The following is a 24,478-nucleotide window of genomic DNA, read 5'->3' on the forward strand; positions in this document are numbered from 1 at the left end:
GGCGGGAGCCCATTGCCGCTGACGGTCGTGATGGTGCTGCGGCGCTGCGCCTATGGATTCCCGCCTGCGCGGGAATGACGATCAAGGTAGGAGCGCCCGCAACGCCTTCTCCAGCACCACCGCATCGCCCACGATCCGCAGCCGCTTCAACCGGCTCGTCTGACCCGCGACCAGCGTCACCGATCCTCGCCCGACGCGTAGCGCCTTCGCCACGAAGCGCATCACTTCGTCATTCGCCGCGCCGTCGACCGGCGGAGCGGCGACGCGCAGGCCCAGCGCGGTCGCATCGCCCTCCAGCGCGACCACGCCCGTCACCGCCGTCTTCGATGCCTTCGGGATGGCGCGGATCGTCAGCGTCGCGCCGGTCGCGTCGAGGGTGAAGGGATCGCGCATCGTCCTTTCCATGGCGTGACAGGGATCGGCGTTGCAAGTGGGTTGGCACAAAGCGGCGCTTGCCGCATTCAGCCGTCATGGCATCGACCCCTGCAACGACCGCGACGGCGACGCATAGCTCCCCGCTGTCGATCCCGATCTTTCGCGCCATCTGGATCGCGTCGATGGCGTCGAACTTCGGCGGGCTGATCCAGTCGGTCGGCGCGTCGTGGATGATGACGTCGCTGGCGGCGTCACCGCAGATGATCGCGCTGGTGCAGGCATCGACGACGCTGCCGATCATGCTGCTGTCGCTATGGGCCGGGGCGGTCGCCGACAATCTCGACCGACGGCGGGTGATGCTGGCGGCGCAGAGTTTCATGCTGGTCGTGTCGGTCGCGCTGGCGGTGTGTGCATGGATGGGGCTGCTCAGCCCATGGCTGTTGCTCAGCTTCACCTTCCTGATCGGGTGCGGCACCGCGATCAACGGGCCGGCCTGGCAGGCTTCGGTCGGCGACATGGTGCCGCGCAGCGTGTTGCCGAGTGCGGTCGCGCTCAATTCGATGGGGTTCAATATCGCGCGCAGCGTGGGACCCGCGATCGGCGGCGCGATCGTCGCGGCGGCGGGGGCGGCGGCGGCGTTCCTGACCAACGCGCTGAGCTATCTCGGGCTGATCGCGGTGCTGGCGCGGTGGAAGCCGGACTATGCCCCGCGCCTGTTGCCGCGCGAGACGCTGGGCCTCGCGATGGCGGCCGGCGTCCGCTACGTCCGGATGTCGCCGTCGCTGCGCACGGTGTTGCTGCGCGCCGCGCTGTTCGGCATTGCCGCCAGTGCGGTGCCGGCGATGATGCCGCTGGTCGCGCGCGACCTGGTGACCGGCGGGCCGCTGACCTATGGCGCGCTGCTGGGTGCGTTCGGGGCGGGTGCGGTCGGCGGGGCGCTGACCAGCGTGCGATTGCGCCGCCGGTGGGCGCCGGAAAAGCTGGTGCGGGTCGCCGCCACCGCGCTGTCGGCGGGCGGGGTGATCGCGGCGCTCAGCCCGTGGTTGCCGCTGACCATGGCGGCGCTGGTGCTGGCGGGTGCCGGTTGGGTCGCGGCGCTCAGCACGTTCAACGTATCGGTCCAGATGGCCGCGCCGCGCTGGGTCGTGGCGCGCGCGTTGGCGCTGTACCAGATGTCGGCGTTCGGCGGGATGACGATGGGCAGCTGGCTGTTCGGATCGATCGCGGAAGGAAAGGGCGTGGAGGCCGCGCTGCTGACCGCCGCTGCGGTCCAGATGCTGAGCGTCGTCGCCGGGTTCAAGCTGCCGCTGCGCGATATCGAAACGGCGAACCTAGCTCCGCGCGGCTGGGAAACGCCCGATACCGAGGTGCCGGTGGAGGCGCGGTCGGGGCCGGTGGTGGTGACGATCGATTATCGCATCGAGGCGAAGGACGTGGTGACGTTCCTGAACGTGATGAACGAACGGCGGCGCATCCGGCGGCGCGACGGGGCGCATCACTGGGCCTTGCTGCGCGACCTGAACGATCCCGAATTGTGGATCGAGCGCTATCACGTCTCCACCTGGCTGGAATATATCCGCCACAACCAGCGCCGGACGGAGGCCGATCGCGCGAACAGCGAGGCGCTGCTGGCGCTGCACCGGGGCGAGGATGCGCCGCGGGTCCACCGCATGATCGAGCGGCAGACCGGATCGCTGCCGGTCAGCCGCCTGCCGACCCCGCGCGAAATGGCCGATCCGATGACCGACCCCACGCGCTCCAGCTGATGTCCCTGATGGCTTGACGCGGACGGTGCGAATGGCGGTTATGGCATGTCCGCGTCCGGACCGGGTTCGAACCCGATCGAGGGGAATGCATGTCCGCACCTGATTTCTCGTTGCTGGCCCGGCGTCGCTACGCACCGCTCTTCACGGTGCAATTCCTGACGGCGATGAACGACAATCTGCTGAAGTTCGCGCTGCTCTTCCTCGCCAATTTCACGCTGTACCGCGCCGATCCGGCGAAGGCGGCGACGCTGGCGACCATTTCCACCGGGCTGTTCATCCTGCCCTATTTCCTGTTTTCAGGGCTCGCCGGGCAGATGGCCGATGCGTGGAACAAGGCGTGGCTGATCCGCGCGGTGAAGGGCGCGGAGATCGCCATCATGGCGCTGGCGCTGGCCGGGTTCTGGTTCGAATCGGTGCCGGTGCTGCTGACCTGCCTGTTCCTGATGGGCGTGCATTCGACCGTGTTCGGCCCGGTCAAATACTCGATCCTGCCGCAGCATCTCCGCCCCCACGAGCTGATGGGCGGGACCGGGCTGGTCGAGGCGGGGACGTTCGTCGCGATCCTGACGGGGCAGTTGCTGGGCGGGATCATCTCGCCCTGGGAAGCGGGCGTTGCCGCGTTCGGCTTTGCGGTGCTGGGGTTCCTCGCGGCGCTGGCGGTGCCGAGCGCGCCATCGGCGGCACCGGACATGCGGATCGACCTGAACCCGTTCCGCAGCACCGCCGCGATTCTGCGCGCCGCGCATGGCGGGCGCGGGGTGTGGCTGGCAATCCTCGGGATCAGCTGGTTCTTTTCGGTCGGGGCGGTGGTGCTGTCGGAGTTCGCGCCGCTGGTGGCGGGCACGCTCAACGCTGCGCCGGAGGTGGTGACGCTGTTCCTTGCGGTGTTCAGCCTGTCGGTTGCGGCGGGGTCGCTGCTGGTCAACCGGCTGCTGAAGGGCGAGGTGTCGGCGCGTTACGTGCCGGTCGCCGCGATCGGGCTGTCGGTGTTCCTGATCGACCTGTGGCTGACCAGCGGGCGGTTCGTGGTGCAGACAGCGGGGGCGGACATCGCCGCGTTCCTCGCGACGCCGGGCAGCTGGCACATGCTGATCGACCTGGCGGGCATCGCGCTGTCGGGCGGGGTGTTCGTCGTGCCGCTCTACGCCATCCTCCAGACGTGGAGCGCGCCCGAAAAGCGGTCGCAGATCATCGCGGCGAACAATGTCATCAACGCGATCGTCACGGTGCTGATGGTCGCGGTGGTGACGGCGATGCTGGCGGGCGGGAGCAGTGTCGCGGGCATCTTCGGCGCGTTGGGGTTCGCCACGCTGTCGATCGCGCTGATCTCGTGCTGGCTGCTGCCCGAGACGGTGTTCAAGGCCGTTGTGCGGATGGCGCTGCGCCTCGCCTACCGCGTCGAGGTGGCGGGGGCGGAAAACATGCCGGCACCGGGCGCGCGGGCGGTGGTCGTCGTCAACCATGTCTCGTTCCTCGATGGGCTGCTGCTGGCCGCGTTCCTGCCGGGCAAGCCGACCTTTGCGATCCATAGCCGGTTCGCGCGGGCATGGTGGATGCAGCCGCTGCTGAAGCTGTTCGACGCCTTCCCGGTCGATCCGACCAATCCGATGTCGGCCAAGGCGATGGTGAAGGCGGTGCGCGAGGGGCGGACGCTGGTGATCTTCCCCGAAGGGCGGATCACCGTCACCGGCGCGCTGATGAAGATTTTCGACGGCCCCGGCATGGTCGCCGACCGTGCCGATGCGCCGATCGTGCCGGTCAGGATCGACGGCGCGCAATATAGCCGTTTCTCGCGCCTGAAGGGAAAGGCACGGCTGCACTGGTTCCCGAAGATCGAACTGACCGTGCTGCCGCCGCGCCGGTTTGGGTTGCCCGAGGGGTTGAGCGCGCGCGAGCGGCGGGCGATTGCCGGGCGGCGGCTGTACGACGTGATGAGCGAGATGATCTTCGCCACGTCGGACACCGATCGGACGCTGTACGACGCGCTGATCGATGCGCGGCACCTGCACGGGGCGGGCATGGGCGTGGTCGAGGATGTGCAGCGTGTTGCCCTGACCTATGACCGGCTGGTCACGGGGACGCAGGCGCTTGCCGCTCCGCTGGCGGTCGGCACGACGCAGGGCGAGGCGGTCGGCGTGCTGCTGCCCAACGTCAACGGCGTGGTCGTGACGTTCTTTGCGTTGCAGGCGACGGGCCGCGTGCCCGCGATGCTGAACTATACCGCCGGCCTCGCCAATCTGCGCGCGGCGTGCACGGCGGCGCAGATCCGCACGATCGTGACGGCGCGGGCGTTCGTGGAACAGGCGAAGCTGGGCGAGGTCGTCGCGGGGCTGGCGGGGGAGGGGATCGCCGTCCGCTATCTGGAAGATATTCGGGAGACGATTGGGGCCGGGGCAAAGGTCATGGCCCTGGTCCGCTCGCGCATGGCCGGGCGCTTGCATCGGCGACAGCGGGTGGCGGCGGATGCGCCCGCCGTCATCCTGTTCACCAGCGGGTCTGAGGGGGTGCCGAAGGGCGTGGTGCTGACCCATCGCAACCTGCTGAGCAATTGCCTGCAACTGTCGTCGCGGATCGATTTCAACCGCGCCGACGTGGTGCTGAACGCGTTGCCGGTGTTCCACAGCTTCGGCCTGACCGGGGGTACGTTGCTGCCGATCCTGTCGGGGGTGAAGACGGTGCTGTATCCCAGCCCCTTGCATTACCGGATCGTGCCGGCGCTGGCCTATGACGCCAATGCGACGATCCTGTTCGGGACCGATACCTTCCTGTCGGGCTATGCGCGGATGGCGCATGGCTATGACTTCTACGCGCTGCGCTACATCTTTGCCGGGGCGGAGCGGGTGCGGCCGGAGACGCGGGCGGTCTATGCCGAGAAGTTTGGGCTACGCATCCTCGAGGGCTATGGCGCGACCGAGGCGGCACCGGTGATCGCGGTCAACACGCCGATGCACTTCCGTGCCGGCAGCGTCGGGCGGCTGCTGCCGGGGATCGAGGCGCGGCTGGAAAGCGTGCCGGGGATCGAGGAGGGCGCAAGGCTGGCGATCCGGGGGCCGAACGTCATGGCCGGCTATCTGAAGGTCGATGCGCCCGGCGTGGTGCAGCCGCCCGAAGAGGGCTGGCACGATACCGGCGATATCGTGACGATCGACGACAGCGGCTTCGTGACGATCCGCGGCCGGGCCAAGCGCTTTGCCAAGATCGGCGGCGAGATGGTGTCGCTGCCGGCGGTCGAGGGCTATGCGGCGAAGCTGTGGCCGGGGGCCGACCATGCCGTCGTCACGCGGCCGGATGCGCGCAAGGGCGAGCAGCTGGTGCTGTTCACCACGCAGGCCGGGGCGGCGGCAGGGGAGCTGTCGGCGTGGGGCCGGGCGAACGGCGTGTCCGAACTGGCGCTGCCGCGCGATGTGCGGGTGGTCGATGCGCTGCCGGTGCTGGGTACGGGCAAGCTGGATTATGTGACGATGGGGGCGATGGCGGCAGGGTAGGATTTGCCCCCTCCTTCTCGTCACCCCGGATCAAGTCCGGGGTGACGGCGGGGATAAGGGCGGTCGTCAGAACCGATAGTCGAGTGTCGCGGTGTCACCCGGTGCCACCGTCACCCGCCAGGTCGGGATGCCGTCGATCCGTTCCAGTCCCGGTCCCTCCACCTTGGCACCGGGATAGCCGATCGGCAGTTCGACCGCGACGGGCAGGGGGCGGGCGTTGGTGACGGTCAGCCGCGCGGCCTGACCGGGAAGCGGAGTCTGGGTCACCAGCACCTGTCGGCTGCTGCCCGCGCCGATCAGCAGCGTTTCGCCCTCCGCCCGGTCGGTCATCGTGCCGGTGCCGACCAGCAGCGTGGTGTCGCCGCGCGGTGCGTAGAGCGCGGTGGTGCCGGCGGGCAGGGGAATGCCGAGGCCATCGGCCTTCTCGTTCTTTACCCGTAGCGCGATGTCGAGCGCGCCGCCGTCGATCGGCTGGGCGATGGGAATGCGCCGGCGATAGATGCGGGTATAGGCGACGCCGTCCTGCCGCAGCAGCGCGACCTGCTTCTGGCCCTTGGCCGTGACGGTCGTGCGGCCGGGGAGGCGGTAGAGTTTCACGTCACCCAGATTTTCGGGGGCGGGGGGCGCCATCGGGGCGGGGGGTGCCGGGGGGCCTGCCATCGGCGGGGGSGGGGGTGGCGGGATGCCCATGCGCGAAGCGGTGACGACGATCTCTTCCGCCATTTCGAACTGCTCGCTGCGCAGGTCGGATGTGGTGGTGCCGAGCGGATAGCAGCGCAGTTGCAGCCCGGTCGCCGCCGCCCGGATCTGATCGACGCGTTCGCGGTTCAGGCGGCCGGCAACGACCTGTACCTCGGCATCGGCAAATCCCTCCGCATTGCTGTTGGCCAGCGTGGTCCAAGCGAACAGGTCCAGCCGGTCGCCGTTGAGCGTCCCGACATAGCTGGCCGACCAGTCGAAACCGGTGGCGAGATAGGACAGCCGCACGGTCACGGTGCGGCGCGCCGGGCTGTCGGTGGTGACGCTCAGCACCGGTTTCGCGGCAAGGTTCGCGGGGATGCGGGCGTATTTCAGGCTGTCGGCGAGGCCGGCACAGCCCAGCGCCTCCACGCCGTTCGGCGTCCGTACGACTACGCCGCCGGTCGGGCCGGACAGGATCGTCGCCTGCTCTTCGCGCACCACGCCGCTCGCGCGGTCGGTGCGGCGCAGCGTCACGCGGTTGCCAAGCGTGCCGTCGACCAGCGCGGCAGGCGACAGGACGCGGGCGTCGCGATTTTTCTCGACGGTGCCGCCGGGCAGGCCGTCGACCACCGCGCTGACCGGGATGATGCCGCCCGCGACCCCTTCGAAGCGCAGCACCGATCGGCCGCGCGGCAGCGTGACGCGGCGGGTTTCGGTGACCAGCGCATAGCCCTGGAGATTGCGCAGGTTCATCGCCTCGCGGGCGGAGCGATAGGGCGCGCGGTACAGGGTGACGGCGATGGTGGTGGGCGCGGGGGAGGTGACGGTGGCGACGGAGTCTTTGATCTCACCGGATCGTACATCGGGGGTCGGGGTACGGATGGCGATGCCGCCCTGTGCAGCAAGCGGCGTGGTGGCTGTCAGCAGGGAGAGGGCGATGAGCCACGGAGCCGGCTCGTATATTCCGTGTCCTCGCGCAGGCGGGGGGCCACAGTTGTTAAAAACTGACGTTGGCGCATCTGGCCCTGGACCCCCGCCTGCGCGGGGGCACGGATTGGGCGAACAGGCGCGCGACTCATCACCGCCGGGATAAAATCGTACATCGGGTGAGCCGCCCGCTCCCTGAAACCGGCGCTTGCCACGCATCAGTAGCGCGTGTCGAACGTCGCGGTGACGGTGGCCGATCCGTTGGCCGGGACCGGCACCTGCCACACCGCCTGCCCCGCATCGACGCGCTCGCTTGGGCGGCTCTGGTCGATGATGCGGGTGTCGCTCCAGTCGAGACCGCCCTGCGCCAGTTCGACCGTCACTGCGCCCGGCATCGCGTTGGTGAGGGTGTAGCGCATCTTCGTCTGCCAGCGATTGGCGTTGATCCGGGTCCGGCTTTCGACGATCGCGCGGACCTTTACGTCGAACGCGTCGCCGGTGGCCAGCGCGATTTTCGATCCTTGCGGGGTGTGGTCGATTGCCGCCTCGCCGGTGAATTGCGGCTGGCCGCGCGCGTCGCGCATATAGACGCGGATCGTGCCGGCGGGGAGCGCGTCGCCCAGGCCCCCCTTTGCCGCGTTGCTGAAGCGGACGATGCTCTGCGCGCTCACCGGCTGTTCGGTTGTGCCGAGCCAGTTGTTGACGAAGCGGTAGCCGCTGGTCGCGGGCGTGCCCTTCACGTCGAGGAAGCTGACCTGCTTGGTCTGCTTGTCCGCGATCGTGGTGCGTTCGGGCAGCGGATAAAGGTAAAAATCGCCCAGCTGTTCGCGGTTCGCGGTTTCGGTGCCGGATTGCTGGAGCGGCCGGCGGCGCGGGGGGCGGGGCGGGTACGCGTCCTCGTCGTCGCTCGACCCGACTTCCCCGGCGACCAGCAGCGTGCGGGCGTTGGTGAAGGTCGTGCCGGTGGTGTTGGTGAGCGTGACCCAGCCCTGTACGTCGATCGTGCCGCTCTTGCGGTCGAGCAGCGCGACATAATCGGCTTTCCAGCCCAGGCCCCGGCTGAGATAGGAGAGCGTCGCCGGGCGGGTGCCGCTGCGGGCGCTGTCGAGCGTGACCGACAGGGTGGGGCGGGCGCGCAGCGACGGCGGCACCTTGTCAAAGATCGCGCGGACCGGCAGGCCGTCGTCGCGCAGCACCTCGATCCGGTCGCCGATCTGGAGGACCACGCCGCCGTTCACCGCCAGCACCCTGGCCCGTTCGCGCGTTTCCGCGCCGGTCGCCGGGTTGGTGCGCAGCAGGGTGATGGTCTCCCCCACCGCCTTTTCCATCAGGCTGGAGGGGGATAGCAGGTCGAAGTCGAAATTCTGCTCGACGATCCGCGCATCGGGCACGGCGAGCGAGACGGTTTCGGGGCGGATCTGCGCGCTGACGTCGGGGAAATCCTGCCGAACGGGGCCAGAGCGCAGGTCGAGCGGGCGGATGTCCTGCACCAGCGCGACGTCGCCGTTGTAGATGGTAACGGACACGTCGCCTTGCGCGGAGGGGGCGATGGCAGGCGGGGTGGTGGCGTCCTGTGCCAGTGCCGGCAGGGGCACGAGGAGGCTCGCCAGCAGCAGCCAGTTCGGTTTCATCGCGCATCCCCCGGTTGTTTCGGGGGAGTGTGGCGGGGGGATGTTACGTTGGCAAGGCGGGGTTGGCTTGCCACCCTTCGCCCTTACCGTTTGGTTCGAAGCAAACAGGATGAGTGAGGAAAGGGGGTGCCCCCTCCGTTCGTCCTGAGGTGCCGCTGAGCCTGTCGAAGCGGCGTATCGAAGGACCGTGGCGGGTGCTTCGATACGAGCCTTCGACTTCGCTCAGTCTCTACTCAGCACGAACGGAGGTGTCGGGACGGACGGTTCAGATTAGTGATTGTCGCGCGGCAGCCCCTGCGTCTGCGCGATCTGCTGGAACGCTTCGGAGCCTTCGAGGATCGCACCGGTCGACATCTGACCGACGACCGAGCGCTGGATCGCCTGCCATGGGGTCTGCGATGCGGGGTACTGATAGCCCCCGGCCGCTTCCAGTTCCCGGCGACGTTCGGCCAGTTCCTCGTCGGACAGCAGCACGTCGGCGCGGCCCTTGCCCAGGTCGATGCGCACGCGGTCGCCGGTGCGCAGCAGCGCGAGGCCACCGCCCGCCGCCGCTTCGGGTGATGCGTTCAGGATCGACGGGCTGCCCGATGTGCCCGACTGGCGGCCATCGCCGATGCAGGGCAGCGCGCTGATGCCTTCGGTGATGAGGTACGCCGGCGGGCGCATGTTCACGACCTCGGCCGCGCCCGGATAGCCGATCGGCCCGGCACCGCGCATGAACATGAGCGTTTCGGGCGTGATGCCGAGCGCCGGATCGTCGATGCGGTGGTGGTAATCCTCCGGCCCGTCGAACACGACCGCCGGCCCCTCGAACGCTTCGGGATCGTTCGGGTTGGACAGATAGCGTTCGCGGAATTCGGGGCCGATGACGCTGGTCTTCATCACCGCCGCGTCGAACAGATTGCCCTTCAGCACGATGAAGCCGGCGTCGGTCTTCAGCGGCTGGTCGAACGGGCGGATGACCTTTTCATCCTCGATCACCGCGTCGCGGCAGTTTTCGCCGATCGACTTGCCGTTCACGGTCAGCGCGTCTTCGGCGATCAGGCCCTGGCCCATCAGTTCCTTGACGACGGCGGGCACGCCGCCCGCGCGATAATAATCCTCGCCCAGATATTCGCCGGCGGGTTGCAGGTTCACCAGCAACGGGACCTTGTGCCCCTGTTCCTGCCAATCCTCGATCGGCAGGTCGACGCCGATATGGCGGGCGATCGCGGCAAGGTGGATCGGCGCGTTGGTCGACCCGCCGATCGCCGAATTGACCTTGATCGCGTTGTGGAAAGCGTCCTTGGTCAGAATCTGCGACGGCTTCAGGTCCTCGCGCACCATGTCGACGATGCGCAGTCCCGTGCGGTACGCGATCTCCTGCCGATCGCGATAGGGCGCGGGGATCGCAGCCGAACCGGGCAACTGCATGCCCAGCGCCTCGGCCAGCGAGTTCATCGTCGTCGCCGTGCCCATGGTGTTGCAATAGCCGGTCGAGGGGGCCGACGACGACACGAGGCGGATGAATTCCTTGTTGTCGATCTCTCCGGCGGCCAGCATCTGGCGCGCCTTCCACACGATCGTGCCCGATCCGGTGCGCTCGCCCTTGTGCCAGCCGTTCAGCATCGGGCCGACCGACAGCGCGATGGCGGGGATGTTCACGGTCGCGGCGGCCATCAGGCAGGCCGGGGTCGTCTTGTCACAGCCGATCGTCAGCACCACGCCGTCGAGCGGATAGCCGTACAGCACCTCGACGAGACCCAGATAGGCCAGGTTGCGGTCGAGCCCGGCGGTCGGGCGCTTGCCGGTTTCCTGGATCGGGTGGACTGGAAATTCCAGCACGATGCCGCCCGCTTCGCGGATGCCCTCGCGCAGCCGTTCGGCGAGGACGAGGTGGTGGCGGTTGCAGGGCGACAGGTCGGAGCCGGTCTGGGCGATGCCGATGATCGGCTTGCCCGACTGCAGCTCTTCCTGGGAAAGCCCGAAGTTCAGATACCGTTCGATATACAATGCCGTCATGTCGATATTGTCGGGATTGTCGAACCATGCGCGGCTGCGCAGCGAAGGCATGTCGGTCATCGAAGTTCCGGTTCACCAAGAGGGTGTGGGCACGGCGGCTCAGGACAGGTGAGACGCGCGCCGTGGTGCGATTCGGTGTCCCGAACCTTCACCCCCGTCCGCATCCCCCAAGCGCCGTTGACGCCGTGCGTGGGCATATATAGTCAGACAAAATCGAATTGGGCAAGCGATGCGACGGAACAAACCGTCCCGCCATGCCACCAAATAGGGAGAAGACCAGGATGCCGGCCCCGATTTCCGCGCGCTCCGTTGGGGGCACGCCCGCCCCCGCCGGAGCCAGCTACGCGCCCGCGCTGACGTTGCTGGCCAGCCTGTTCTTCATGTGGGGGTTCATTACCGTCATCAACAACACGCTGCTGCCGCATCTGCGCAGCGTGTTCGACCTGAACTATACCCAGACGACGCTGATCGAGAGCGTGTGGTTCATCGCCTATTTCGTCGCGTCGATCCCCTCGGCCAAGCTGATCGAGCGGATCGGGTATCAGAAGTCGCTGGTCATCGGGTTGCTGGTGATGGCGGCGGGTGCGCTAGGCATGGTGCTGGCCGCCAGCCTGCCGTCCTATGGCGTGACGCTGCTCATGCTGTTCGTCATCGCCAGCGGCATCACGCTGCTGCAGGTCGCGGCCAATCCCTATGTCGCCGTCATCGGGCCGTCGGATACCGCGTCGTCGCGGCTCAATCTGGTGCAGGCGATGAACTCGGCGGGCACGATGCTGGCCCCGCTGTTCGGCGCCTATCTGATCCTCGGCCGGTCGAAGGGCGGCACGTCGCAGGCGGGCACGGTACTGACGCAGGCCGAACGGCTGGCCGATGCGCAGTCGGTGATCCTGCCTTATGTGCTGGTCGCGATCGTGCTGGTCGTGCTGGCGGTCGTCATCGCGCGCTTTCCGCTGCCCGCCATGGGATCGGCGACCAGCCGTGTCGCCAAGGAAGAGCGCAAGAAGCATTCGCTGTGGAACCACCGCAACCTGGTGTTCGGGGTGCCCGCGATCTTCATCTACCTGATCGCCGAGATCGGTGTCGCCAACCTGTTCGTGAACTTCGTCAGCCAGCCCGACATCGCCAACGTGACCAACGAACTGGCCGGGCGCTACCTGACATTCCTGTGGGGCGGCATGATGATCGGCCGCTTCGTCGGCAGCGTCGTGATGCAGAAGGTCGACGCGGCCAAGGTACTGGCGTTCTTTTCGATCGGCGCATTCGTCGTGATGCTGGGCGCGACGTTCCTGCACGGGCCGGCGGCGATGTGGTCGCTGATCCTGGTCGGGCTGTTCCATTCGATCATGTTCCCGACGATCTTTACGCTGGGCATCAAGGGTCTGGGTCCGCTGACCGAGGAAGGGTCGGGGCTGCTCATCATGGCGATCGCCGGCGGCGCGCTGGTGGTGGTGCAGGGCTGGCTGGCCGATAAATACGGGCTGCAATGGTCGTTCCTGCTGACCGCCGCGTGCGAACTCTACATCCTCTTCTACGCGCTGTGGGGATCGAAGGTGACGAACCCGATCGCCGATACCCCCGCCGACCCCGACGTCTTTGCATAAGGAATCCTCGATGACCCTCCGTCTGTTGCAGCGCGTGGCCCCGTCGCGCGCCGTCATCGCCGCGACCGATACGGGCGCGCATATCGTCCCCGGTGTCGAGAGCGTGCGGGCGCTGGCCCAACGCGCTATCGAGGCCGGCCACAGCATCGCCGATGCGGTCGCGGCGGCGGGGCAGGGGGAGGCGGTCGATATCGCCGCGCTGCTCGATGCCGGGGCGATCGGATCGCCGATCGACCATGACGATGCGGCGCATGTCATCCTGACCGGCACCGGGCTCACCCATCTCGGTTCGGCCGAGGGGCGCGACAAGATGCACCGTGCCGCCGCCGAAGCCGCGACCCAGACTGATTCGATGCGGATGTTCCTGGAGGGCGTCGAGGGCGGCAAGCCGGCGGCGGGCCAGGTCGGGCAGCAGCCCGAATGGTTCTTCAAGGGCGACGGCACGCAGCTGGTGGCACCCGGTGGCGACTTCGCCATGCCGCATTTCGCTGAGGACGGCGGCGAGGAGCCGGAGCTGGCCGGCATCTACCTGATCGGTCCCGACGGTACGCCGCACCGCATCGGCCTGGCGCTCGCCAACGAATTCTCCGACCATGTGACTGAGCGGCACAATTATCTGTGGCTGGCGCACAGCAAGCTGCGCCAGGCGTCGCTCGGCCCCGAATTGCTGGTCGGCGCGGCGCCCGAGCATGTCGAGGGGACGAGCCGGATCGTGCGCGGTGGCGAGACGATCTGGGAAAAAGCGTTCCTGTCGGGCGAGGCGAACATGTCGCACAGCCTGTCCAACCTCGAACATCATCATTTCAAATATCCGCTGTTCCGACGGCCGGGGGACATTCATGTCCACTTCTTCGGCACGGCCACGCTGTCGTTTTCGGACGGGGTGCGGACGGAAGAAGGCGATGTGTTCGAGATCGCGGCGGCGCCGTTTACCCTGCCGCTCCGGAACCGGTTGACGCGCGCGGCGGATGCGCCGGTGGCGGTGAAGGTTTTATAGGCCGCTTTCGTCATCCCGGTGGAGGGCATTGTGTCGGGCGTTCTCGATGGAATGGCGACCGCCCTGTGTCCATGGATCCCGGCCTTCGCCGGGATGACGGAGGGAGTAGGTGACCCTGCTGCCAACTTCCTCCATCGCCTCAACCCCCGTTTGCTTCGAGCGCAGGTTCGAGCTTGTCGAGAACCGTAGTCGAGAAGGGGGTGCCCCGAACTGCGGCATTCTCGACGGGCGCTTCTCGACAGGCTCGAAGCTGCTCGAACCGAACGGCATGGATCAGCGGTGGCCTATCCCAGCAGCGGTTCGATCCGGTCCAATAGCGGCAGCTGACTTTTCAGCATCATGGTCCGCGCCTCGGCAACCGGCATCCAGCGCGCGGCGTCGACTTCGGGAAAGCTGCGACGGCGGCCGCTGCGGGGTGGCCATTCCAGTTCGAACGTCATGCTGGTGATCGCCTGCGTGTCGACATCCTGTTCGGCGGCGAAGGCCGATACCGATTTTCCGCCCGCCTGCCGCACCATGCCCAAGGGCGCGAGCGGGGCGACGACCGCGACGCCCAGTTCCTCCGCCACCTCGCGACGGGCGGCGTCCTCCACCGCTTCGTCGGGTTCGATATGGCCCTTGGGGATTTGCCACGCCCCCACCTGTCGCCGCGCCCAATAGGGGCCGCCGGGATGGATGAGCAGCACCGCCGGGCTCGGCGTGCGACGATATAGCAGGATGCCCGCGCTATGCTGTGGCATGAAGCTGTCCCCGTTTCTTGACCGGCGATCGTGATCGTCGCCGCTGGTTGATGGACAGACGCCGCCGACCCATGTTGCGTTCCATCGATGCCGCAACTCGACCTCTTTGCCGCCGAACCGGTCCTGCCCGGACTGACCCATCGGCCGGGCGCGCTGCCGACCGGGCAATTGCCCGCGTTGGCGGCGGCGATCGATGCCGCGCCGCTTACCCCCTTCCGGTTCCAGCAGTGGACCGGCCTCAGGCTGACCACCTCCTATGGCTGGCACTATGATTTCGAGGCGGGGCAGGTCGGGCGGGCCGAACCGATGCCCGACTGGCTGCTGTCGGTGCGCGACGTGGCGGCGGATGTCGCGGGCGTACCGGCCGACGCGTTGGTGCAAGGGTTGCTGATCCGCTACGATCCGGGGGCCGGGATCGGCTGGCACCGCGACCGGCCGGTGTTCGAGCATGTCGTCGGCCTGTCGATCGGTGCGCCGGCGACGCTGCGGTTCCGGCGGCGGAGCGCGGGCGGGTTCGACCGGTTTGCGCAGGACCTGATGGCGGGCGATGCCTATCACCTGACCGGCGATGCGCGGTGGGATTGGGAACATGGCATTGCGCCGATGGCGACGACGCGCTGGTCGATCACCTTTCGCAGCCTGACCGAGCGGTTCCGGCGGGAGATCGGCGTTGCGTGAATTGAGCCTGCACGTGGTCGGGGCCGACTTTCCGAATCGCGGCGGGGGCAATCGCCGGTTCGAAATCCTGCTGTGCACGCCGGGCGAGCCGGTCGCGCTGGTGCCCGAACCGCGCAATCCGGTCGACCCCAACGCGGTGATGGTGGTGAGCGCGCGCGGGGTGCAGATTGGTTATCTAACTGCCGATCGCGCGGCGTGGATCGGCGCGATGCTGCGACAGGGGCGTGCCGTCACGGCGCTGTTCCAGCAGGCGACGCCGACGGGCGCGGCGATCCGGGTGGCGTTCGACGGGGCGGTGCCCAGGTTACCGGCGGTCGTTGCGACAGCAGCGGACCCGGAGCCGGAATTCTGGCCGGACGACGTTCCGCCCGACGACTGGGATTAGCGTCCGCTGCGAACCGAGGAGGACGTGCCCCCTCAATCCTCCATGATCTGGCTGTGCGTCCGCGTATCGCGCATCCGCAGGTAGACGACCAGCGACACGGCGATCATCGCGGTCACATACCAATAGAAACCGCGTTCGAAGCCGGCGTCCTTGAACTTCAGCGCGACGACCTCCGCCGTGCCGCCGAACAGGGTGTTGGCCAGCGCATAGGGCAGCGCCACGCCCAACGCGCGGATATGCGCCGGGAACAGCTCGGCCTTCACCACCGCGTTGATCGAGGTATAGCCGGTGACGATCACCAGCGCCCCCATCACCAGCAGCCCGGCGGTAACCGGATCGCGCGTCGTCTCCAGCGTGGAAAAGATCGGATAGGTGAACAGGACACCCGCCAGGCCGAAGGCGATCATCAACGGCTTGCGCCCGATCCGGTCGCTGAGCGCGCCGGCGACGGGTTGCAGCAGCATGAAGACGAACAGCGTGACGCCGTTGATCTGGCTGGCGACTTCCCGGCTGAACCCGGAGGTGTTGACCAGGAATTTCTGCATGTAGATCGAGTAAGCGTAGAAGGCGAGCGTACCCCCCGCCGTCAGCAGCATGACGACGGCGGTCTCCTTGGGATGCTGGGTCACCAGCTGGAGGAAGCCCGATTTGGGCGCGCCCGCCGCCTTGGCATTGGTGAAGCTGTGGCTTTCGGCGAGGCCGCGCCGGATCCAGAACACGACCACCGCCAGCACCGCGCCGATGGCGAACGGAATGCGCCAGCCCCATGCGTCGAGCTGCCCCTCGCTCATTGTCGATTGCAGCACGAGCAGGACGAGGATCGCGAGCAGCTGTCCCGAAATCAGCGTGACATATTGGAAGGACGAGAAGAAGCCGCGCCGGTCCTTGCCCGCCATTTCCGACAGATAGGTCGCGCTGGCGCCATATTCGCCGCCGACCGACAGCCCCTGCATCAGCCGGGCGACCGTCAGCAGGATCGGGGCGGCAATGCCGATCGTCTCGAATCCCGGCGTCAGCGCGATCATCAGCGATCCGGCGCACATGAGCGTGACTGAGATCGACAACCCCGCCTTGCGCCCGTGGCGGTCGGCATAGATGCCCATGATCCACGCGCCGATCGGCCGCATGATGAACCCGACCGCGAACACGGCCGCGGTACCGAGCAGCTGCGCCGTCCGGTCGGTGCTGGGAAAGAAATGCGGCGCGAAATAGAGCGAGAAGGCCGCATAGACATACCAGTCGAACCATTCGACCAGATTGCCGGTGGACCCACCGATGATCGCCTTCAGGCGGGCGGCGCGGTCGGGGACCGCAGCGGAGGCTGGATGGCTGTTCATGGCAAGGGGCTATCGCGTAGCGCCGGTCGCGCCAACCCCCGTGTCGACTGGTAGCGGTACCTTGTTAGAAGCTGCCCTGCACGCTCGCGCCGGCGGGCAGGCCGGTGAAGGGCAGCGTCGCGGCGCCGTCGCCGGTTAGCGCGAAACGCAGCGACCCATCCTCGTTGATCGTCGCATCCATCAGCGTCTTGCGCCGCTGATCGGCAGGGACGAGGCGCACACGGGTCTGGGTGCCGATATGCTCGGCGGTCAGCAGCATGGCAGGGGTCGGCGTGGCGACGTTGCCGGGCTTCGTCACGCAGCTGCCCGGATCGATCGCGATGCGGCCATCGGCCATGGCCGATCCGGCGATGGTCGACAGGACGGGCAGGTCGACCTGCCACGTCGAATCGCAGGCGAAGGGCAGATTGGGTTGCAGCGCGGCCAGCAGCGAGGCGTCGGCCGATCCGCTCACCCGGTCGAGCCGTACGCCGCCGGGACGCAGCAGCGCCTGCCCCCCCAGATCGGTATCGGCCCCGGTTGCGGTCCAGTCGACCGCCAGCCCCAGGCTGGTCAGGCTGCGCAAGGGCGCGAAATGCCATTCGAGACGGCTGCCGCCGGCAATGCCAACCTCGCCATTCCACACCGTGCCGCCGACGCCGCTGCGCCAGTCGGTATTGCCCGCGATCAGGCTGGCGGGGAGGGTGGCCACGATCGCGACCGCGAACGAGGCTATGCCGAGGGCGGCGAAGCGGATACTACGCCGACGTGCCAGCAACCTCGAAGGACTCGATAATGCGATCGCGGCGCTCGACGCTTCACTTGCTGCGCGATGCGGTGCTGCTGTCGTCGGTGGCATCGGTCGCGTCCCCCCTGATGGCTGCGAAACGGGCCAAGCGCTCCGCCGCGTTGCTGGTTCCGCTGACCGGAGACCGCGCGGCGCTGGGGCTTAGCATACGCAATGCGGCGATGCTTGCGCAAACCGATGCGGGCGCGATCACGGTGATCGATACCGGCGGCACGGCAGCAGGCGCGGCGAATGCGGCGCGGGCGGCGGTGAAGCGCGGGGTGGCGATGCTGCTGGGGCCGTTGTCGGCGGCGGAGACGCGCGCGGTGGCGGCGGCGGTCAGCGTGCCGGTCGTGGCGCTGACCAACGATGCAGCGGCGCGGGGCGGATCGGCGTTCGTGTTCGGGATTACGCCCGCACAGGCGACGGCGGCGATCCTGAGCTACGCCCGGTCGCGCGGCGTGCGTCGGATCGTGGCGGTCGATGACGGGACGCCGTGGTCGCAGGCATCGGTCGCGGCGGCGCGGGCGAGCGAGGCCGATCTGGGGCTGACCATCGTGCCGGTGACCGGGGCGACGATCCCGCCGGGCGTCGAGGGCGATGCGGCGTTCGTGCCCGGAACGGCAGTGGCGATCGCGCCGGTGCTCAGGAACCGGGGGATGCAGTTGCTGGCGACGATGCAGACGCTCGACTATCGCCCAGACGCGCTGACCGCGCTGGAGGGGGCGTGGATCGCCAGCCCCGATCCGGCGAAGTTCGCGAGCTTCGCCACCGCCTATGCCGCGCGCAATGGCGGGCGGCCCGGTGCCATCGCGGCGCTGGGCAACGATGCCGCGCTGATCGCCAAGGCGCTGCGCGACAGCGACCAGATGACGCGCGAAGGCGTGTTGCGCGAGGCCGGGTTCGACGGCGTGACCGGGCCGGTGCGGTTCCGGTCGGACGGCAGCTGCGCGCGCGACTTTGCGATCCTGGTGCCGACCAACGGCGTGTACGAGAAGGTGGCGGAGAGCCGCGGGGCATGACGCGCGCGCGTGCCGGGGAGGGTGGCTTCACCCTGCTCGAACTGATGATCTCGCTCGGCCTGTTCGCGCTGATCGCGGTGGCGGGGCTGGCGCTGGTCGACAGCGTGATCGGGGTGGATGGGCGCACCGAGGCGCGGCTGGACCGGGTGGCCGATCTGCAGCGCGCGATGGTGGTGATCTCGTCCGACCTCGACCAGATCGCGCCGGGGCCAATGGGTGGCGACGCGGCGGGCGTCCGGTTCCGGCGCAGTGCACCGGGGCTGGGCGGGCCGTCGATCGGGGTCGGATACCGCGTCGCCGAGGGGCAGTTGCAGCGGGTGGTCGATGGTCGCGCGCAGCTGGTGCTGGATCAGGTCGCGGCGGCGCGCTGGCGCTATTTCGACGGCGGCTGGCGCGACAGCTGGCCGCCGGCACCCGACCGCGCGCTCGACTGGCCGCGCGCGGTGGTGGTGGAGTTGCAGGTTGGGGGTCCGGGCGGGGGGAACCTGCGCCGGGTCGTGACGCTGCCGATCGCGGCGAAGACGACATGAGCGGGCGGGTGCCGGAGCGCGAGCAGGGCATGATCCTCGTCAACGTGCTGATGTTCGTGGCGATCGCCAGCGGGCTGGTCCTGCTGATGATCAGCCGCGAGGAAGTGGCGCTCGACCGGTCGATCCGCTCGCGGGAGGCGTCGCGGGCACTGGCGATCGTGCGCGGTGGCGAGCTGTCGGCGCTGTCGGCGCTGCAACGCGACGCGCGGGTGGCGCCGGAGGCGGACTATCCGGGCGAACCGTGGGGCGCGATCAGCGAGAACGGCATTGCGATCGAGGGCGGCAGCTTCGACCTGGCGATTGCCGATGCCGAGGGGCGCTTCAACGTCAATTCGGTGCGGCGCGATCTGGACCCGATCCCGCAGCTGCTGTTCCTGCGTATCGCCAAGGCGGCGGGGATCGAGGAGGAGAAGGCGGTCGCCGCCATCGCGCTGATCCGCGACCGCGGTCCGGTGCAGGATCTGCGGCCGCTGGCGGTGTTCCTGCCACCCGAGCAGGCGCAGCTGCTGGCGCGAATGGTGACCGCGCTGCCGGGCGATACCGCGATCAACCTGAACGCGGCGACGCCCGAATTGATGGCGGTGCTGTTCGAACCGGACAAGGCCCAGCGGCTGATCGCGATCCGCAACCGGCAGGGCTATCTGTCGAAGGACGACCTGTCGCGCGAGGATGTGACGATGCCCGGCGGCACGCGGTTCAAGTCCGACCATTTCTGGGTCCGCACCCGCGCAACCATCGGCGGCACGGCGCAGCAGGGCGCGACGCTGATCCAGCGGGTCGAGCGGAAGGAGGGTGCGCAGAGCGTGCCGGTGGCGGTGCCGGTGGAGCGCTGGCGCAATGCGGCCATTCCGCCCGAAGCACCTGATTTCACAGGCTGAATCGGCCAAAGTTCACTAAGTTCACACTTGCCGCGTTTTGCGCGCGTTGTGTTGGGGTGGTGCGGCGGTGTCAAGGAGCGGGGCGACGGGCGACCAGCGAGGATGGTCGCAGGCTCGGCGGCTGTAGGAAAGCGGGATTGGCTCAATACAATGGTTAGCTGTCGGCTTTCACCGGAGCGGAAAGCTAGAAAGCGAGCGGTAGCGGTGATAGCTCCCAGCTTGATGACGAGAGACGATCTCATTGAGCAGATGAAGTTGGAAGGCATCCCCCTCCACATGCTTAGCGCGCAAACGTCTGTGCCCTCCGGATGCTTTGGGATTCGGGAAGGGAACGGTGCGTGGGAGACTTTCTACGCGGAGCGTGGGCTCGAAACCGGGCTGTCGATTTTCTCGACGGAGGATGCCGCCTGTAACGCGTTGCTCGACGAAATGCGGGAATATGCGATCGTCTCGGGCTACATCTGAAGTTGAGGGCCGGAGTGGCCGCTGTGGAAATGCGTGTGCATGGCGGGTGGCGTTCATAACCAGGCGATAACCGCCACGAAATCGCTCAATACCCGATCCACGCATTCTCGATATGACGCGGAGCCGTGCGCGGCGCGAGGAGGATGACGTCGATCCGCATGTCGCAGCCCTCCGCATAGGTTGGGGCGAGCAACTCCGCCGCTGCTGCCACCCGCGCCAACCGGCGTTCGTCGATGGCGTGGTCGAGGTCGGCGGCGGTGGCGCGCGTTTTAACCTCGACGAAGGCAACGATGTTCCCGCGCCTTGCAATCAGGTCGACCTCGCCCGCTTTCGTCCGCACGCGGCGCGCGAGGATGCGCCAGCCTTTCAGCCGTAGCCACCAGCCGGCGATGCGTTCGCCCCGGCGGCCGGCATCGTCGGCGGCGATGCGCGAGGCACGCGAACGGGGGCGGGGTGGGCGGGCGAGCATGACCCTGTGTGCCGCCCGGCCGCCCGCCCGGCAAGTCAGCGCATCAGGCCGGCGGTGCGCAGGGCATGTTCGATCGTCGCCTGCACCCCGGTCGGTGCCGCTGCCGGAGCAGGGGAAACGGGTGCGGGACGGGCGGGCGGCGATACTTCGGCGTCGAGCGCGGGCGCGACCAGGCTCCAGCCGCGCGCGATCTCCAGCGTGCTCGACAGGCCGACATCGAGCATGAACGGCCCCGCCGCGCCGATGCCGCTCGCCGGATCGACCGGCACGCCGTGGCCCATGCCGGCGATGCGCCATTCCTCGACCAGCGCATGACCCCGTGCATCGCACCATGCGCGGTGCGACCAGTTCGGGCCCTTGCCGGCCTGCTGCGGTTCGGTGGGCAGGGCGTGGACGGCACGCCACTGGCGGACCAGCGCGTCGCTGTTGGCAAGGACGACGGTCGCATCGGCGGTGCCGTGCCAGATGGCGACGCGCGGGATGGCCGAGGCGGGGGCGATGGCGAGCGTGTCGGTGGCGGCGGCGCCGTGCATCCGCTCCAGCGCGGCGCGGACGCCGATCGCGGTGCCATAGGGCAGGCCGCCGATGATCGCCCCGGCGGCAAAGCGTTCGGGCCAGGTCGCCAGCATCACCGCGGTCATCGCGCCGCCCGCCGACAGGCCGGTGATGAACACCCGTGCCGGATCGATCGCGTGGGCCGCCACCACCTGATCGATCATCGCCGCGATCGATTCGGCTTCCCCGCCGTGGCGGCCGATATCGGCGGCCTCGAACCAGTTGAAGCACAGATTGGCGTTGTTCGCGCGGCGCTGTTCGGGGAACAGCACGGCGAACCCCTCACGGTCGGCCAGCGTCGACCAGCCGGTGCCGTGATCATAGACCGCCGCGTCCTGCGTACAGCCGTGCAGCGCCACGACCAGCGCGGCACCGGGCCGCAGGTCGGCGGGAATATGGACCCGCGCGCGCAGATTGCCGGGATCGGGCGTAAAGCCGGTCAGGTCGTGCAGCCGGTCGGGCACATGCGCCGGGCCGACGCCCTGCATCCGCGACAGGTTCGCAATGGTAGTGGAGAGCGACACCATGATTCCGGTTCCTTCCGCGCGGTATCGGTGGATACCATGGGAAGGATATGGCGGCTATGCTGCAATGCACAATGGCCCGGACACGGAAAGTGGCGACGCCGGGTAGCACCCGCCGCCGTCAAACCGCTGAAATCAATGGGGATGCCGTTTGCGGCAAACATCCAATGGTCGGGGAGAGAGGATTCGAACCTCCGGCCCCTGCCTCCCGAAGGCAGTGCTCTACCAGGCTGAGCTACTCCCCGACGGAGTATCGACCGGGCCGTTTGGGGCCATGCCGTTGCTTGGAGGCGCGCCTATAGCGGGCGGTTTCGGGGTCCGCAAGCGGGATTCGTATGCCCGCCTGTTTGGCTTTGGCGGGGAAGCTGCTAGGGGCGCTTGCATCCTACTCTTTCCGAATGTGTGACCGTGGCCACTCCGCTCGACAAACTGCGTAATTTCTCGATCATCGCCCATATCGACCATGGCAAGTCGACGCTGGCCGACCGGCTGATCCAGCGTACCGGCGGCCTCGCCGAGCGCGAGATGTCGGCGCAGGTGCTCGACAACATGGACATCGAAAAGGAACGCGGCATCACCATCAAGGCGCAGACCGTGCGCCTGGAATGGAAGGGCCATGTCCTGAACCTGATGGACACGCCGGGGCATGTCGACTTCGCCTATGAAGTGTCGCGCAGCCTTGCGGCGTGCGAGGGCGCGCTGCTGGTGGTCGATGCGGCGCAGGGGGTCGAGGCGCAGACGCTGGCCAACGTCTATCAATCGATCGAGCATGACCATGAGATCATCCCGGTCATCAACAAGATCGACCTGCCCGCTGCCGAGCCGGAACGGGTGAAGACCGAGATCGAGGACCTGATCGGCCTCGATACCGCGCATGCCGTGCTGGCCTCGGCGAAGGCGGGGATCGGGATCGACGAGATCCTCGACGCGATCGTCGAGCATATCCCGGCGCCCAAGGGCGATGCGGGCGCGCCGCTGAAGGCGATGCTGGTCGACAGCTGGTACGACCCGTATCTGGGCGTCGTCATCCTGATCCGGGTGATCGACGGATCGATCCGCAAGGGCCAGCAGATCAAGTTCATGAACGCCGACACGACGCACCTGGTCGACCGGGTGGGGGCGTTCCGGCCGAAGATCGAGCAACTGCCCGACCTGGGTCCAGGCGAGATCGGCTTCATCACCGCGCAGATCAAGGAAGTGGCGCAGACGATGGTCGGCGACACGATCACCGACGCCAAGCGCCCGACCGCCGAACCGCTGCCCGGATTCAAGGAAGTGCAGTCGGTGGTGTTCTGCGGCCTGTTCCCGGTCGATGCCGCCGATTTCGACAAGCTGCGCGAATCGATCAGCAAGCTGCGGCTGAACGACGCGAGCTTCACGTTCGAGATGGAAAGCTCGGCGGCGCTAGGCTTCGGCTTCCGCTGCGGGTTCCTCGGGCTGCTGCATCTGGAGATCATCCAGGAGCGGCTGACGCGCGAATATGACCTCGACCTTATCACCACCGCGCCGTCGGTGGTGTACCAGATCGAGTTGACCCATCCCGATCCGGCCGGCATCACGCAGATCGACCTGCACAATCCGGCCGACATGCCCGACGTCAACAAGATCAAGACGATCAGCGAGCCGTGGATTCAGGCGACGATCTATGTCCCCGACGAATATCTGGGCGGCATCCTGAAGCTGTGTCAGGACCGGCGCGGTATCCAGATGAACCTGACCTATGTCGGCGGGCGTGCGCAGGCGGTGTACGAATTGCCGCTGAACGAAGTCGTGTTCGATTTCTATGACCGGCTGAAGTCGCTGTCGAAGGGCTATGCCAGCTTCGACTACGAGCAGATCGGCTATCGCGAGGGTGATCTGGTCAAGATGAGCATCCTCGTCAACGAGGAGCCGGTCGATGCGCTGTCGATGATCGTCCACCGCGGTACTGCCGAGACGCGTGGGCGCGGCATGGTCGAGCGGTTGAAGGAACTGATCCCGCGCCACCTGTTCAAGATTCCGATCCAGGCGGCGATCGGCGGCAAGGTGATTGCGCGCGAGACGATCAGCGCGATGCGCAAGGACGTGACCGCCAAATGCTATGGCGGCGACGCCAGCCGCAAGCGCAAGCTGCTGGACAAGCAGAAGAAGGGCAAGGCGAAGATGCGCGAATACGGATCGGTCAGCATCCCGCAGGAGGCGTTCATCGCTGCGCTGCGCATGGGCGACGACAACTAAGGCGCGCGGCCCGCGGGCCGCGCCGTTTCCGCATGCAAAAAGGGCCGGCGCTGTGGCAGCGCCGGCCCTTTTTTAGCTTGGCGGGATCAGATCGTCAGAGGACGTTCATCACCATCTGAACGGTGAGCGCGACACCGGCCCATCCCAGCGCGGCCAGACCAGCGAGGGTCGCGATCGTCGTACGTCCCGAATACTTGCTATGCATCCTCTCAACCCTCCTGCTTTTCTCTTGCGACAAACTGTCCCAAAAAAACGACGATTGCAAATTTCCGAAATGCAAAAATTCGGCGAATTTCAGTGTGATCGGGTTGTGCCTGATCGTGGCGGCGCGAAAATTGCTGCGGTGCAAAACGGGCCATGTGGAGGGGGATGTTCCAAAATGAGACATTCATCCCGTAGGCTGTTCGCAACTGCGATGTAGCGTTTGCCATCCACGGCGAGCCGAAAA

General features: G+C 67.7%; 21 protein-coding genes and 1 tRNA gene. 11 read left to right on the plus strand and 11 right to left on the minus strand.

Features of this window, described 5'->3' with window-relative positions; all coding sequences use genetic code 11:
• Positions 1 to 81: 81 nt before the first annotated feature.
• Complete coding sequence (locus tag ASE58_RS05240; RefSeq protein ID WP_055819517.1) at positions 82 to 393, minus strand: DUF167 domain-containing protein; 312 nt, start codon at positions 391 to 393, stop codon at positions 82 to 84.
• A 77-nt stretch (positions 394 to 470) separates the two neighbouring features.
• Here ASE58_RS05240 and ASE58_RS05245 point away from each other — a divergent pair, with 77 nt between their 5' ends.
• Together ASE58_RS05245 and ASE58_RS05250 are read left to right on the plus strand one after the other, a co-directional pair.
• The gene (locus ASE58_RS05245; RefSeq protein WP_055818509.1) at positions 471 to 2,141 is read left to right on the plus strand and encodes an MFS transporter; all 1,671 of its coding nucleotides are present in this window, start codon (positions 471 to 473) and stop codon (positions 2,139 to 2,141) included.
• A gap of 89 nt (positions 2,142 to 2,230) precedes the next feature.
• Complete coding sequence (locus ASE58_RS05250; protein WP_055818511.1) at positions 2,231 to 5,626, plus strand: acyl-[ACP]--phospholipid O-acyltransferase; 3,396 nt, start codon at positions 2,231 to 2,233, stop codon at positions 5,624 to 5,626.
• Positions 5,627 to 5,692: 66 nt separating this feature from the next.
• On the opposite strand, the gene ASE58_RS05255 is transcribed toward ASE58_RS05250, so the two are convergent.
• The 3 genes from ASE58_RS05255 to ASE58_RS05265 form a co-directional block, all read right to left on the minus strand.
• Positions 5,693 to 7,060: a DUF4139 domain-containing protein gene (locus ASE58_RS05255; RefSeq protein WP_055818513.1), complete on the minus strand. Its 1,368-nt coding sequence runs from the start codon at positions 7,058 to 7,060 to the stop codon at positions 5,693 to 5,695.
• A 392-nt stretch (positions 7,061 to 7,452) separates the two neighbouring features.
• Positions 7,453 to 8,865, minus strand: coding sequence for a DUF4139 domain-containing protein (locus tag ASE58_RS05260; RefSeq protein WP_055818515.1), 1,413 nt, complete (start codon positions 8,863 to 8,865; stop codon positions 7,453 to 7,455).
• A gap of 270 nt (positions 8,866 to 9,135) precedes the next feature.
• Positions 9,136 to 10,926, minus strand: coding sequence for an IlvD/Edd family dehydratase (locus ASE58_RS05265; RefSeq protein ID WP_055818517.1), 1,791 nt, complete (start codon positions 10,924 to 10,926; stop codon positions 9,136 to 9,138).
• Positions 10,927 to 11,147: 221 nt separating this feature from the next.
• Between ASE58_RS05265 and ASE58_RS05270 the strand changes: the two genes are divergently transcribed.
• Together ASE58_RS05270 and araD1 are read left to right on the plus strand one after the other, a co-directional pair.
• Positions 11,148 to 12,467 carry a sugar MFS transporter gene (locus tag ASE58_RS05270; protein WP_055818519.1) on the plus strand — a complete coding sequence of 440 codons (1,320 nt, stop codon included), beginning with the start codon at positions 11,148 to 11,150 and terminating at the stop codon, positions 12,465 to 12,467.
• A gap of 10 nt (positions 12,468 to 12,477) precedes the next feature.
• Entirely contained in the window at positions 12,478 to 13,464 is a 987-nt protein-coding gene (gene araD1, locus ASE58_RS05275) for an AraD1 family protein (protein WP_055818521.1), read from the plus strand.
• A gap of 284 nt (positions 13,465 to 13,748) precedes the next feature.
• On the opposite strand, the gene ASE58_RS05280 is transcribed toward araD1, so the two are convergent.
• Positions 13,749 to 14,204, minus strand: coding sequence for an NUDIX domain-containing protein (locus tag ASE58_RS05280; RefSeq protein ID WP_055758688.1), 456 nt, complete (start codon positions 14,202 to 14,204; stop codon positions 13,749 to 13,751).
• Positions 14,205 to 14,291: 87 nt separating this feature from the next.
• On the opposite strand from ASE58_RS05280, the gene ASE58_RS05285 reads away from it, so the two are divergent.
• Both ASE58_RS05285 and ASE58_RS05290 read left to right on the plus strand, forming a co-directional pair.
• Positions 14,292 to 14,882 carry an alpha-ketoglutarate-dependent dioxygenase AlkB gene (locus ASE58_RS05285; protein ID WP_055818523.1) on the plus strand — a complete coding sequence of 197 codons (591 nt, stop codon included), beginning with the start codon at positions 14,292 to 14,294 and terminating at the stop codon, positions 14,880 to 14,882.
• Positions 14,875 to 15,267 carry an HIRAN domain-containing protein gene (locus tag ASE58_RS05290; protein ID WP_055818525.1) on the plus strand — a complete coding sequence of 131 codons (393 nt, stop codon included), beginning with the start codon at positions 14,875 to 14,877 and terminating at the stop codon, positions 15,265 to 15,267. Before ASE58_RS05285 ends, ASE58_RS05290 begins: the two co-directional genes overlap by 8 nt.
• Positions 15,268 to 15,299: 32 nt before the next feature.
• Here ASE58_RS05290 and ASE58_RS05295 read toward each other — a convergent pair whose 3' ends face one another.
• Positions 15,300 to 16,604: an MFS transporter gene (locus ASE58_RS05295; protein ID WP_055758697.1), complete on the minus strand. Its 1,305-nt coding sequence runs from the start codon at positions 16,602 to 16,604 to the stop codon at positions 15,300 to 15,302.
• Positions 16,605 to 16,668: 64 nt separating this feature from the next.
• Positions 16,669 to 17,295: a type II secretion system protein N gene (gene gspN, locus ASE58_RS05300; protein WP_235515896.1), complete on the minus strand. Its 627-nt coding sequence runs from the start codon at positions 17,293 to 17,295 to the stop codon at positions 16,669 to 16,671.
• 83 nt (positions 17,296 to 17,378) lie between these two features.
• On the opposite strand from gspN, the gene ASE58_RS05305 reads away from it, so the two are divergent.
• From ASE58_RS05305 to ASE58_RS05320, 4 genes are all read left to right on the plus strand, one after another.
• Complete coding sequence (locus ASE58_RS05305) at positions 17,379 to 18,392, plus strand: ABC transporter substrate-binding protein (protein ID WP_055758700.1); 1,014 nt, start codon at positions 17,379 to 17,381, stop codon at positions 18,390 to 18,392.
• The gene (locus ASE58_RS05310) at positions 18,389 to 18,922 is read left to right on the plus strand and encodes a type II secretion system protein GspJ (protein WP_055818527.1); all 534 of its coding nucleotides are present in this window, start codon (positions 18,389 to 18,391) and stop codon (positions 18,920 to 18,922) included. The genes ASE58_RS05305 and ASE58_RS05310 overlap by 4 nt, the downstream gene beginning before the upstream one ends.
• Positions 18,919 to 19,800, plus strand: a complete 882-nt coding sequence (locus ASE58_RS05315) for a general secretion pathway protein GspK (RefSeq protein ID WP_055818529.1) — start codon at positions 18,919 to 18,921, stop codon at positions 19,798 to 19,800. Before ASE58_RS05310 ends, ASE58_RS05315 begins: the two co-directional genes overlap by 4 nt.
• Before the next feature lie 222 nt (positions 19,801 to 20,022).
• A complete protein-coding gene (locus ASE58_RS05320; RefSeq protein ID WP_200909299.1) occupies positions 20,023 to 20,265 on the plus strand; it encodes a hypothetical protein in 243 nt (80 codons plus the stop codon).
• 85 nt (positions 20,266 to 20,350) lie between these two features.
• Here ASE58_RS05320 and ASE58_RS05325 read toward each other — a convergent pair whose 3' ends face one another.
• The 3 genes from ASE58_RS05325 to ASE58_RS05335 all read right to left on the minus strand — a co-directional run bounded on the left by ASE58_RS05325 (position 20,351) and on the right by ASE58_RS05335 (position 22,058).
• Positions 20,351 to 20,734, minus strand: a complete 384-nt coding sequence (locus ASE58_RS05325) for a YraN family protein (protein WP_055758709.1) — start codon at positions 20,732 to 20,734, stop codon at positions 20,351 to 20,353.
• 35 nt (positions 20,735 to 20,769) lie between these two features.
• Positions 20,770 to 21,816 carry an extracellular catalytic domain type 1 short-chain-length polyhydroxyalkanoate depolymerase gene (locus ASE58_RS05330; RefSeq protein ID WP_055818533.1) on the minus strand — a complete coding sequence of 349 codons (1,047 nt, stop codon included), beginning with the start codon at positions 21,814 to 21,816 and terminating at the stop codon, positions 20,770 to 20,772.
• A gap of 165 nt (positions 21,817 to 21,981) precedes the next feature.
• Positions 21,982 to 22,058: transfer RNA gene (locus ASE58_RS05335), tRNA-Pro, on the minus strand.
• Positions 22,059 to 22,221: 163 nt separating this feature from the next.
• Between ASE58_RS05335 and lepA the strand changes: the two genes are divergently transcribed.
• Positions 22,222 to 24,030: a translation elongation factor 4 gene (gene lepA, locus ASE58_RS05340; RefSeq protein ID WP_055819524.1), complete on the plus strand. Its 1,809-nt coding sequence runs from the start codon at positions 22,222 to 22,224 to the stop codon at positions 24,028 to 24,030.
• 94 nt (positions 24,031 to 24,124) lie between these two features.
• On the opposite strand, the gene ASE58_RS17815 is transcribed toward lepA, so the two are convergent.
• Positions 24,125 to 24,379 carry a hypothetical protein gene (locus ASE58_RS17815; RefSeq protein WP_055894748.1) on the minus strand — a complete coding sequence of 85 codons (255 nt, stop codon included), beginning with the start codon at positions 24,377 to 24,379 and terminating at the stop codon, positions 24,125 to 24,127.
• Positions 24,380 to 24,478: the final 99 nt, after the last annotated feature.

Origin of the sequence: Sphingomonas sp. Leaf9, from assembly GCF_001421355.1 — a bacterium.
In the GTDB taxonomy this organism is placed as follows: Bacteria; Pseudomonadota; Alphaproteobacteria; order Sphingomonadales; family Sphingomonadaceae; genus Sphingomonas.